The following is an 11,721-nucleotide window of genomic DNA, read 5'->3' on the forward strand; positions in this document are numbered from 1 at the left end:
TCATACGGGTCCATATAACTTGGCAGATGATATGGTGAAACCAATTCATAGGTCTATTTGATAAATTGGAATGATGATTTTCTGGAAAAAAAGAATCATTTTGCGTTTGCAGTCCATGTTTGTCAGGGTAAATAACAAATACATCAAAACGATATAGTTATATGGAACTAAAAAGGATGAAACTAATAAATTATCCCAAGGGTGGAGTTTGTATGGATTTAAAGGCAGGGAAAGTGTTTTGGAAAGATACATTTGAAGCGAGAAAATATCCCATGTTGGAGGAAGATCTTTCATGTGATGTTTGTATAGTAGGGAGCGGTTCATCAGGGGCACACTGTGCCTATTTTTTGGCAGAGACTGGTCTGAATGTCGTCCTGATCGATAAACGGGATATAAGTGAAGGAAGTACGGTTGCGAATACTGGACTTTTACAGTTTTCAAATGATAAAACATTAACTTCCCTCATTCATAGTTTTGGAGAGGAAGCTGGGACACGGCATGTTCAGCTTTGTTTGGACGCCATTCGGACACTTGAGAAAGAGGTTGTTCCAAGTTTAAAGGAAAATCCGGATTTTAAAATTAGAAAAAGCTTGTACTATGCATCCAATCCCATGGATGTTTCTAAGCTTAAAGAAGAATATAGAAATCTTAAAACCCGCAATTTTCCTGTTGAATATTATACAGAAAAAGAGATTAACCGGAAATTTTCGTTTCCGAAAGCAGGTGCGCTGGTTACAGATAATGATGCTGAAATCAATCCTTATAAACATGCACATTTATTGATTGAAAAGGCAGTTTCGAAAGGCGTACGTGTCTTTGCAAAAACAAAAATCAATGGAAAGATATTAAAAGAGAATCAAACCCAGTTATTTACCGAAACGGGTCATACGGTACATGCACAGACGGTCATCTTCGCAACTGGTTATGAAGCCCAAGAAGAAGTGAAGGATAAAAATGCAGTGATTCTCAGTTCATATGCCATAGCAACCAATCAAATAGCCGATCAAGCTAAATGGCATGATAATATGATGATCTGGGAAACGGCACGGCCCTATTTATACGCAAGAAAAACTCCTGACAATCGAATTATCATCGGCGGTCTTGATGAATCGACTGGGTCTCTGGATAAGAGGGATTCAATGATTTTGAACAAAAGAGATACCTTATTAAAGGAGCTTGTCCATTTGTTTCCAGAATTAGAGAATCGGATTACGGCTGATTATTATTGGGGAGCTTTTTTTGGTGAGACCCATGATGGTTTACCGACAATAGGAATGTATCCTGATCATCCTAATTGCTACTTCTTATTGGGTTATGGCGGTAATGGGACGGTTTACAGTGTCATCCTTTCGCAAATCATCAGGGATTTGATTACAAAGGGAGGGCATGTGGACTCGGCATTGTACGTTAAGGAAAGGAATTTTTCAAAAAGTATTGTCCATTAAGACAGGTATCTCTTCTTCATGAATCGAATTAAGTAGACAACTGAATATACGGAGGGATTCTTCAATGTGGTTTAAGGAATTGGAAACAGAAAGGCTGCGTTTAATCGAAATAGGTCACCATCATGCTGAAAGTCTGTTTGAAATCCTCTCTAAAGATGAAGTGACCAAAAATGATGGGATAGAAAGTTTAACTCTAGTAGAAGATGCCCGCCGCTTAATCGACTCGTTTAAAAGTGCTTATATAAACAAACGTGGGATGCGATGGGGAGTCATTTTAAAAGATTCAGGCAAATTCATCGGTACCGTTGGCCTGAGTCAATTGAGCCTAGCCAATAAACGCGCCGAAATCGGATATGAAATCCATCCTGAATATTGGAGGAAACACTTTACGTCTGAAGCTGTCAACGAAGTATTGCGTTATTGCTTTGAAGAATTGAGACTAAACAGAATCGCCGCTTTAACTTTCAAGGATAATATTGCATCCCAAAATCTATTGAAGAAATTTGGATTCAAAGAGGAAGGCAGCCTCCGAAGTTATCTATTTCTTCGTGAACAATCGCATGATGCCCTGGTATTTTCCTTGTTAAGCACAGAGTATTGCCAGTTACGGCAACAAAGTGTTCAGGGATCAAATAGGTTTTAGTTTAATATAGAAGATTGCAGCTGGCCCAAGTGCCAGTTTTTTTATTTGCAGATGATTTTATCACAGTAAAGGACAATATATATATTTTTCATGTTAAAATGGAATGCGGATTCATTAATCAGTCCGGATGGACATAAAAAGGAGCAAAATCATTGTGAAGATATTATTTCCGTTGCTTGCGGTCCTAGGCGGAATCACTATTGCCATACAAGGACAAATCAACGGTGGATTAGGGAAAAAGGTGGGGGTCATTGAAGCTTCCTTCATTTCGTTTGGAATCGGGACACTTGCTTTATTATTTATTGTTTTGTTTGCAGGAAATGGAAATATTTCGGCGGTCGCGTCTGTACCAAAATGGCAATTGATAGGCGGACTATTAGGGGCTATTTATGTCATTGTTATCATATTGGTTGTCCCTCAAATCGGAGTGGCACCTGCATTAGTCGGGGTTATCGCAGGCCAGATACTGATTGGGGCTGTCATTGACCATTTCGGTTTATTTGGAGGGGTACGCATCCCTTTGGACGCGAAAAAGATGGCAGGCATATGTTTACTTTTCGTGTCATTATATTTATTTAATCATAAATGAGTAATGGTCATTTTTGATTGAAACGACGGGTACATATAGGGGAGAATGAAGCGATATTTCTATTCTCCTATAATTATTACCCAATATTTGGTGATTGATTAAAAAGAACTCAATATTTTAATGAAGTAATGCATTATCCTACTAAAATATATTATAAGAGAAAGGATGGGTTGCTAGGAAAGTGGTCTTAGTAACCCATCTACTATAAAAAATTAGAATATTTAGAAATAAATAGACGAGAGAACCTATATGAATACTGATTCTGAAGTGTTTGGAAAAACACCTGGAAGCCGGAAGTCCTTTTTACGACAATTAGGTGATCATTTCTATTTACCTAGTATCTAGATCGAATAGATTAGCTATTAATTACTATATTGTGAAAAAGTACTCACTGGTTTATTGATTTTTTGATTTATTCGTAATATACTTAAAATTCAACATCTTTAATTCGAGGTATAGTTTCCTTAGCGAGGTTGAAAAGAGGGTGATTTTTAACTAGTAAACTGCATTAATTGCTTTTATAGCTAGAGATACAGATTTATGCAAACGGTTCGCTAGTTGTTTTTTGGTGAATTCCTGCAATGAATGCTTCTAACTTTCCTCGCTGACATTATTTGTACTATACGGAAGATTAATAGGTGTTAGAAGGATAATCTCTTAAATGGGATTATTCTAAGAAAGATTAAAGATGAGGGGGAATATTTTTTGAAAAAGTCTAAATTTTCAGTGCTTGCTCTTCTTATGGCCATCATGCTTATGCTTGCGGCATGCAATGGCGGTTCGAAGGAAACTTCGAATGAAAAAGAAGGAGGCTCGGGTGACTCATCCGGATCAAAAGTATTAAACGTAAACAATTCGAGTGAACCTGGTTCGCTTCACCCTGCAAATGCACAAGGTACTCATGAATCATGGATCCTTGAACATACATTTGAGGGACTGACAAAGAAAACGGAAGAAGGCAAAATCGTACCTGGTTCCGCAGAATCATGGGAAACAAGTGAAGATGGATTAACTTGGACATTCAAATTGAAAGATGGTTTGAAATGGTCAAATGGAGATCCGCTTACAGCCAGTGACTTCGAATATGCTTGGAAATATGCTTTGAAACCGGAAACGGCTGCTGATTATGCTTACCAACTTTATTATCTAAAAGGCGGAGAAGCATACAACAGTAAGAAAGGGAAGGAAGAGGACGTAGGGGTTAAAGCGACAGACGAACATACATTAGTCGTTACTTTGGAACAGCCTACACCGTATTTCCTTGACTTGACTTCTTTCTATACTTTCTATCCAATCGATAAAAAGGTACAAGAAGAAAATCCAAAATGGGCTTTGGATGCAAAAACTCACGTTTCAAACGGGCCGTTCAAATTAACGGAATGGAAACATAAAGAAAGCCTGAAAATCGAAAAGAACGAAAATTACTACGATAAAGATAAAATCAAATTGGATGCAGTTAACTTTGCTCTAATTGAAGATGAAAATACAGCATGGCAAATGTATCAGAGTGGCGAATTGGACCTCGCTTATCCACTGCCAGTGGATATTCAAGGTCAAATGGTCAATTCTGATGATAAAGAATTCAAAATGGGCAAAGAACTTGCTGTTTACTATTACAACTTTAATACAGAAGTGAAACCTTTCAATAATGCTAAAGTAAGGAAAGCGCTTTCGATGGCTATCGAACGTCAAAAAATCACCGAAAATGTTGCTCAAGGCGGACAAAAGCCTGCTTTCGGCGTAGTCCCTCCGGGTATTCCTGATGCATCTGGAGATTTCCAGGAAAATACAGGTAACCTATTTAAGGAAGACGTTGCCGAAGCTAAGAAATTGTTAAAAGAAGGACTTGCTGAAGAAGGCATGAAAGAATTACCTGAGTTTTCAATTTTGTATAACACTTTAGATTCACACAAGAAAATTGCTGAAGCGGTTCAAGGAATGTGGCGTGATAACCTGGGTGTTGAAGTGACACTTGAAAATGCAGAATTCCAAGTTAAGCTTGACCGTGAAAAAGCTGGTGACTTTGAAATTTCCCGTGCAGGATGGGTTGGTGACTATGTTGACCCGATGACATTCATGCTTTGGGAAACGGACGGCGCCTATAATGATGCAGGTTGGTCAAACAAAGAATATGATAATTTATTAAAAGAAGCAAAATCTACAATGGATCCAAAAGAACGTATGGATGCTTTGCATAAAGCAGAGAAAGTCATGATTGACGAAATGCCGATCCTTCCGGTTTACTTCTATACAAAACCATATATGGTTAAATCGAATGTTACTGGAGTTTATGCTCCAATTAACGCTTATCCGAACTTTATTTACGCGGATAAAAAATAATAGAAGGTTAAAAGTGAAATGGGAGGTATGTCCGATTAAGGACATACCCCATTTTTCAATTGCGAATTTGAATATTTCATGAATTCATTTCCGTTTTCAACTCCTTAGAAAATCGATGATTGGGGTGATTACCATGTTGAGATATACATTAAACCGTTTTAAATGGGCGATTATTACTTTATGGGCTGTTATTACATTAACGTTCATCATAATGCATACGATTCCGGGAAATCCATTTGCAAAAGAAGGAGCCATGCCTCCTGCTGTTTATGAAAACCTTCAAGTCCACTATGGCTTGGACAAGCCGTTGTTGACCCAATATGGGAATTATTTATTGGAAGTCGTTCAATTTGATTTTGGTCCTTCATTGAAATCCTCATCCATTTCCGTGAATGATTACATTTTGAAGGGGTTTCCGGTGTCCTTGCACTTAGGGGCACAAGCATTGGTGATTGCCATCTTCTTTGGGCTCATTTTGGGTGTCGTGGCATCACTGAAAAGAAATAAATGGCCCGACTATTTATCAATGGTCATTGCCATCGTAGGGATCTCTGTTCCTAACTTTATCTTGGCGACTATTTTAATCAATTATTTTGCGATTAAATGGAATATTTTCCCTGTTGCTACATGGACGACATGGCAGCATACCATATTACCATCCATTGCCCTTTCGATGATGCCGCTTGCTTTCATCGCGAGACTGATGCGGACAAGCATGCTTGAAGTAATGGGGCAGGATTACATTTTGACAGCAAAAGCCAAAGGATTGAAACGGAGCGGTGTCATAATCAAACATGCGATTCGGAATGCGTTATTGCCGATTATCACGATTCTGGGCATCCTTACGGCTAATATCGTGACAGGAAGCTTCATCATTGAACGTATTTTTGGTATTCCGGGCATGGGAGATATGTTCGTAAAGGGAATATCCAACAGGGACTACCCGGTGATTCTTGGTTCCACAATTGTGTATAGTGCGGTGCTTATTCTATTGATATTCATCGTTGACATAGCCTATACGTTGATTGATCCTAGAATTAAAGTGACGGGGGAGAAGAAATAATGGCAGATAAAGTGCATTTAACCGAAGATATGTTCCAACCCGCCGAAGGCAACTTTAAGGAAGCCGAAAAAATAGCAAGACCTACAGTTTCATATTGGTCTGACGTCTGGCGTCGATTTAAAGAAAATAAGCTGGCGATGACGGGATTTGTTCTTATAATCCTCTTAGTTTTGATGGCGATTTTTGGACCGTATATTAACGGATATACTTATTATGGACAAGATTTCGAGAAAAAGAATCTAAGCCCAAATAGCGAGCATTGGTTTGGAACGGATTCATCAGGAAGAGATCTATTTACGCGAGCTTGGTATGGTGCGAGGATATCCTTGTTCATTGGACTGATGGCAGCGTTAATCGACTTTTTAATTGGTGTCCTTTATGGCGGAATTTCAGCCATTCGCGGTGGACGCACGGATAATATCATGATGCGGTTTGCCGAGGTGATTTATGCGATCCCATACCTATTGATGGTTATCTTAATGATGGTCGTATTAAAACCTGGTATTCTGCCGATCATCATTGCGATGTCGATTACGGGGTGGATTCCGATGGCGCGACTGGTACGTGGACAGGTTTTACAACTGAAAGAGAATGAATATATCCATGCTGCAACAATATCCGGAGCCAATACGAGCTGGACTTTAAGAAAACACATGATTCCAAATACAATGGGACCGATCCTAGTCAATTTAACGTTGACTGTACCTACTGCTATTTTTGCCGAAGCGACACTAAGCTTTTTGGGACTGGGAGTGCCGGCACCTCAGGCAAGCTGGGGAACACTGACAAGTGATGCACTGGGTAGCATTCTGGTAGGGAATTTCTATCAACTTTTAATCCCGGCAATTTTGATTTCCTTAACCATGTTCGCGTTCAATGTGGCTGGTGACGGATTGCAGGATGCCCTGGATCCAAAACTACGGAAATAAATGAGTCCTAACATAACGATTTGATATTACTAGAATAGGAGGGACGATGATGGAGAACCTATTAGAAGTCAACGATTTACAAATCACCTTCCATACTTATGCAGGAAAAGTGCAAGCGGTTCGCGGTGTGAACTTTGGCGTGAAAAAAGGGGAAGCCGTTGCCATCGTTGGGGAGTCCGGTTGCGGCAAAAGTGTTACAGCGAAATCTATCATGAGATTACTGGAAACACCTCCAGCAGAGTATGGAAAAGGGTCGATAAACTTTGGCGGTAAAGACCTTCTTAAAATGAGTGAAAAGGAAATGCAGAAGATTCGCGGAAATGAAATCAGCATGATTTTCCAGGATCCGATGACTTCGCTCAATCCAACGACAAAAATCGGCAGCCAGATCATGGAAGGCATTTTAAAGCATAATAATAACATGTCCCGAAATGACGCATACGAACGGGCGTTGGAAACACTGAAACTAGTAGGTATTCCACAGCCTGAAAAAAGGATGCAGCAATATCCGCATGAGTTTTCAGGTGGTATGCGCCAAAGGGCCATGATAGCGATGGCCCTTGCTTGCGAACCGAAATTACTAATTGCCGATGAACCTACAACTGCATTGGATGTAACGATACAAGCGCAAATTTTGGAACTGATGAAAGATATCCAACGTAGAATGGATACTTCCATCATTTTAATCACTCATGATTTAGGTGTGGTTGCGGAAACCTGTGAACGGGTAGTCGTCATGTATGCAGGCAAAGTTGTCGAGACGGGTACGGTAGAGGCTATATTTTCAAACCCGCAGCATCCATATACAAGAGGTCTGCTTAAAACGGTGCCAAGGCTGGATATGGAAAAAACGGCTCCGTTGGTTCCGATTATCGGATCACCACCGGATTTATTGGACCCGCCAAAAGGATGCCCATTTTACCCAAGATGTGAATCAGCAATGAAAGTGTGCAAAGACCATGATCCGGAGCTTGAAGTAGTGGAAGAAGGTCAAACAGCTGCATGCTGGCTGCACCACCCGATGGCCAAGGCAGCACAGGTACAACAAGCACCTACTAATGTATAAAGGAGGAGAAACAATGGTTTCACTGAAAAATAAGCCCGTAAAAGAAAAGACAGACAACGAAAATTCTCCTCTTGTTGAAATAAAGAATCTGAAGAAGCATTTTCCTATCGGTTCTCAATCGCTGAAAGCGGTAGATGGTTTGGATCTCAAAATCTATCCAGGGGAAACTGTCGGACTTGTTGGGGAGAGCGGTTGTGGTAAGTCGACTGCAGGTCGTACAATCACTCGATTATATGAACCGACAGATGGAGAAGTTCTTTTTCAGGGGAAAAATATTTTCGATTACAAACCTGGGGAAATGTCCCATATCCGCCGTGAAATACAAATGATTTTCCAAGATCCCTACGCATCCTTGAATCCAAGGATGAAGGTGGAGGAATTGATAGGGGAACCACTTGCCATTCATGGGATTTCCAAAGGTAAAGAGCGAAGAAAACGGGTGGAAGACCTGTTAAAGCTGGTTGGTTTAAGTCCCGAACATATCACTCGTTTTCCGCATGAATTCAGTGGTGGACAACGCCAGCGGATTGGAATTGCAAGGGCGTTGGCATTAAATCCTAAATTCATTGTTTGTGATGAACCAATTTCTGCCTTGGATGTTTCGATACAGGCTCAAGTGGTCAACTTATTAAAAGAGCTGCAAAAAGAAATGGGACTGACATATTTATTCATCGCGCATGATTTATCGATGGTCAAATATATATCAGATCGAATTTTAGTCATGTACCTTGGAAGAATGATGGAACTTTCAGATAGTGATTCTTTAACGAAAGACCCGCTTCACCCTTACACACAGGCCTTGCTTTCTGCAGTGCCGATACCAGACCCGACTATTAAACGGGAAAGAATTGTACTTAAAGGCGATGTACCAAGTCCCATCAATCCGCCGAGCGGCTGTGTATTCCGGACACGCTGCCCTAAAGCGATGGAGATATGCTCCAGTGCTGTACCTGAATGGAAAGAACAAAAACCAGGGCATTACGTTGCTTGTCATTTATATTGGTGAAAAAAAAAACCAGTTGCGTTTGCAACTGGTCTTTTTGTTACACGTTTTATGTAAGATATTTTTTTGAGTAGAAGCGATTATCTTGGAGACGAAAAATTTTTATCAGTATGTCAAAACAAATAACTAGGAATCTGGAAATAAAACATTTAATATGTAATTATATGTAAAAACTAAAAATCGGTTGAATGTTTCAATTTGTGAGAGAAGGAGGGACTGTTATTGTATTCCACGATAACTAGTGAAATCGTCGATCGTGTCATGATTGTTACTCTGAATCGTCCTGAGAGAATGAACGCTTTCAATGAAAAGATGTGTGAGGAAATGATTCACGCTTTTAATGAAGCGGATGAAAATGATGACGTACGAGCCGTCATTTTAACTGGCGCAGGGGATGCATTTTGTGCTGGAATGGACTTGGAAAAAGGTGCAGAAACCTTTATGGATCACACTCCTCTGGTTGAATATCGCGATGCAGGGGGAATGTTGTCATTACGGATTTTTGAGATGAAGAAACCTATGATAGCGGCCATTAATGGAGCGGCAGTCGGGATTGGGATCACAATGACGTTGCCCATGGACATTAGAATCGCTTCAACAGATGCAAAAATGGGTTTTGTATTTGCGAGGCGGGGGATAACGATGGAAGCATGCAGCGGCTGGTTCTTACCCAGGCTTGTCGGAATGGGCAAAGCTTCCGAATGGATTTTTACCGGCAGGATGATTTCGGCCAGTGAAGCATATGAGGGAAGGTTGGTAAACAAAATCGTCGAGCCAAACGAATTGATGTCTGCTGCAATGGAAATTGCAACAGATATTGCGGAAAATACATCTTCCGTTTCTGTGACGTTATCCCGGCAATTAATGTGGACCATGCTCGGTGCAAACCATCCTGTTGAATCACACAAAATAGAATCGAAAATGATTCATTGGACCGGAAAACAAGCGGATGCACAAGAAGGGATCGAAGCTTTCCTCGAAAAAAGGAAAGCTGATTTCAAGATGAAAAGCAGTTCTGACATGCCTCCGTTCTATCCTTGGGGAACGGATCGAACATATGAAGTGGATAAGAAATGATTGGATGGAATGGGCTAGGGAAACAAGGGGAAGTGCGTGATAATTTTTACTTTTCGGATAAATTAGGGATTCTATTCTTAGTGTGTTATACTGGGTTTACCATTTACTAAACTTGTTTCATGTTCCCTATTCCCCGTGAATAGGGTTTTTTTATGAATACTTTTTTAATCAAAAAAAACAGACCCTACAAGTAGGGTCCGTTATATATTGTATTTAAAATTATGCTTTTTGAACGTTAGTAGCTTGGGGTCCACGTTGACCTTGCTCAACTTCAAAAGTAACTTCTTGACCTTCGTCTAATGATTTGAATCCTTCGCTTTGGATAGCTGAGAAATGTACGAATACATCGTCTCCGTTTTCGCGTTCGATGAAGCCAAATCCTTTTTCTGCGTTAAACCATTTTACTTTACCTTGTTCCATTGTTGTTGCCTCCTAGTGTGAATCCACACATTGTGTTACTACCCTTGCTCAATCATTAGACGAAAAGTTTTTCACTAATCAATCTTCCCGAACAAAAATAATTCTTTTTAAATATAACAGATAATGTCGGAATCTGCAAGCTAACATGGGAAGATTATTTATATACTCATTCAATGAACAATTCTTAATACCCTTTTTTGTAATCAAGTAAATTCGTTGAAGGTTTTTTACCATTTAAATAGTTCTTTAAATTCGGCATGAAAATATCATGAATGAGCCTTTGGTCGTAAAATTCCGTATTTCCGGATGTGTGCGGCGTGATGATTACATTGTCCAACTCCCATAATTGGCTATTCTCTGGAAGTGGCTCGGTTTCAAACACATCAAGTCCAGCACCCGCAATTTCTTTGTCCATAAGCGCTTGAACCAATTCGTTTTGAATGACGAGATTTCCCCTTCCTATATTAATGAAAAAAGCGGAGCGCTTCATTAAGTTGAATTCCTTTTTCCCGAACATGTTCTTTGTTTTGGGAGTCAAAGGTAATGTCACGACAATATAATCACATCTAGGAAGAAGATCATTCAAATGTTCTTGTGTGAACATCTCATCGACGAATTCTTCTGATTTATCGGAATGTCGCATTCCTAATACGGTCATGCCAAAAGCCTTGGCAATTTTTGCGGTTTCCTTTCCGATTTTTCCGACACCGATGATTCCGATGGTCTTTTCATGAATTTCCTGCTTCATATATGCGTGATGCCAAGTCTTTGTTTGCTGTTGCTTAATATATGTATCTACTTTTCTTGTTAAGGCAAGCATTAACGCAAAAATAGTCTCTGAAATGGGATACGCATGAACACCGTTTGCAGTTGTAATCTGAACATTCTTTTGTTCTAAATTTTCCAGGGGTAATGCATTCACTCCAGCGCTCCATGTCTGTATCCATTTTACTTTGCTTTCGTCAATGGATACAGACATTTCCGCCTTCCAGCCTGCGATCACTTCAGCATCGGCTATATGATCTCTCCATATTTCAGGAGATCTTCCGGTGATAACCGTCCACCCGGGAACCAATTCTTTAATTTTCTGTAATAAGAGCTCATTCAAATTTTGGCTTATTATGAGTTTCCTTTTTGGCATAACTA

At 39.9% G+C, this 11,721-nt stretch carries 11 protein-coding genes; 9 read left to right on the forward strand and 2 right to left on the reverse strand.

The genetic code is table 11. From position 1 onward, the window contains the following. Positions 1–212: 212 nt before the first annotated feature. From ACFVS1_RS08160 to ACFVS1_RS08200, 9 genes are all read left to right on the forward strand, one after another. Entirely contained in the window at positions 213–1,445 is a 1,233-nt protein-coding gene (locus ACFVS1_RS08160) for an NAD(P)/FAD-dependent oxidoreductase (protein WP_387546300.1), read from the forward strand. A gap of 64 nt (positions 1,446–1,509) precedes the next feature. Further along, positions 1,510–2,088, forward strand: coding sequence for a GNAT family N-acetyltransferase (locus tag ACFVS1_RS08165; protein ID WP_352923061.1), 579 nt, complete (start codon positions 1,510–1,512; stop codon positions 2,086–2,088). A 154-nt stretch (positions 2,089–2,242) separates the two neighbouring features. Then, the gene (locus ACFVS1_RS08170; RefSeq protein ID WP_352923064.1) at positions 2,243–2,677 is read left to right on the forward strand and encodes a DMT family transporter; all 435 of its coding nucleotides are present in this window, start codon (positions 2,243–2,245) and stop codon (positions 2,675–2,677) included. A 705-nt stretch (positions 2,678–3,382) separates the two neighbouring features. Next, entirely contained in the window at positions 3,383–5,017 is a 1,635-nt protein-coding gene (locus tag ACFVS1_RS08175) for a peptide ABC transporter substrate-binding protein (protein WP_352923066.1), read from the forward strand. Between the two features lie 133 nt (positions 5,018–5,150). Then, on the forward strand, positions 5,151–6,080 hold the full coding sequence (locus ACFVS1_RS08180) for an ABC transporter permease (RefSeq protein ID WP_352923068.1): 930 nt from the start codon (positions 5,151–5,153) through the stop codon (positions 6,078–6,080). Then, positions 6,080–7,009: an ABC transporter permease gene (locus ACFVS1_RS08185; protein ID WP_053535169.1), complete on the forward strand. Its 930-nt coding sequence runs from the start codon at positions 6,080–6,082 to the stop codon at positions 7,007–7,009. The genes ACFVS1_RS08180 and ACFVS1_RS08185 overlap by 1 nt, the downstream gene beginning before the upstream one ends. Positions 7,010–7,058: 49 nt before the next feature. After that, positions 7,059–8,075, forward strand: a complete 1,017-nt coding sequence (locus ACFVS1_RS08190; RefSeq protein WP_387546305.1) for an ABC transporter ATP-binding protein — start codon at positions 7,059–7,061, stop codon at positions 8,073–8,075. Positions 8,076–8,088: 13 nt separating this feature from the next. Continuing rightward, the gene (locus tag ACFVS1_RS08195) at positions 8,089–9,081 is read left to right on the forward strand and encodes an ABC transporter ATP-binding protein (RefSeq protein ID WP_352923073.1); all 993 of its coding nucleotides are present in this window, start codon (positions 8,089–8,091) and stop codon (positions 9,079–9,081) included. Positions 9,082–9,300: 219 nt separating this feature from the next. Next, positions 9,301–10,155, forward strand: a complete 855-nt coding sequence (locus tag ACFVS1_RS08200) for a crotonase/enoyl-CoA hydratase family protein (RefSeq protein ID WP_352923075.1) — start codon at positions 9,301–9,303, stop codon at positions 10,153–10,155. A gap of 219 nt (positions 10,156–10,374) precedes the next feature. On the opposite strand, the gene ACFVS1_RS08205 is transcribed toward ACFVS1_RS08200, so the two are convergent. Continuing rightward, positions 10,375–10,575 (reverse strand): cold-shock protein, encoded by a 201-nt coding sequence (locus tag ACFVS1_RS08205; RefSeq protein ID WP_029714163.1) that lies wholly within the window; start codon positions 10,573–10,575, stop codon positions 10,375–10,377. A gap of 184 nt (positions 10,576–10,759) precedes the next feature. Further along, positions 10,760–11,716, reverse strand: coding sequence for a D-2-hydroxyacid dehydrogenase (locus ACFVS1_RS08210; protein WP_387546308.1), 957 nt, complete (start codon positions 11,714–11,716; stop codon positions 10,760–10,762). Positions 11,717–11,721 lie beyond the last annotated feature (5 nt).

The sequence above is a fragment of the Peribacillus sp. NPDC058075 genome (genome assembly GCF_042885195.1).
Classification (GTDB): Bacteria; Bacillota; Bacilli; order Bacillales; family DSM-1321; genus Peribacillus.

Bases quoted from the DNA above. Each gene is read 5' to 3' on its own strand.
- ACFVS1_RS08160 (WP_387546300.1), top strand. From the start codon at position 213: ATGGATTTAAAGGCAGGGAAAGTGTTTTGGAAAGATACATTTGAAGCG.
- ACFVS1_RS08165 (WP_352923061.1), top strand. From the start codon at position 1,510: ATGTGGTTTAAGGAATTGGAAACAGAAAGGCTGCGTTTAATCGAAATA.
- ACFVS1_RS08180 (WP_352923068.1), top strand. From the start codon at position 5,151: ATGTTGAGATATACATTAAACCGTTTTAAATGGGCGATTATTACTTTA.
- ACFVS1_RS08185 (WP_053535169.1), top strand. From the start codon at position 6,080: ATGGCAGATAAAGTGCATTTAACCGAAGATATGTTCCAACCCGCCGAA.
- ACFVS1_RS08190 (WP_387546305.1), top strand. From the start codon at position 7,059: ATGGAGAACCTATTAGAAGTCAACGATTTACAAATCACCTTCCATACT.
- ACFVS1_RS08195 (WP_352923073.1), top strand. From the start codon at position 8,089: ATGGTTTCACTGAAAAATAAGCCCGTAAAAGAAAAGACAGACAACGAA.
- ACFVS1_RS08205 (WP_029714163.1), bottom strand. From the start codon at position 10,575: ATGGAACAAGGTAAAGTAAAATGGTTTAACGCAGAAAAAGGATTTGGC.
- ACFVS1_RS08210 (WP_387546308.1), bottom strand. From the start codon at position 11,716: ATGCCAAAAAGGAAACTCATAATAAGCCAAAATTTGAATGAGCTCTTA.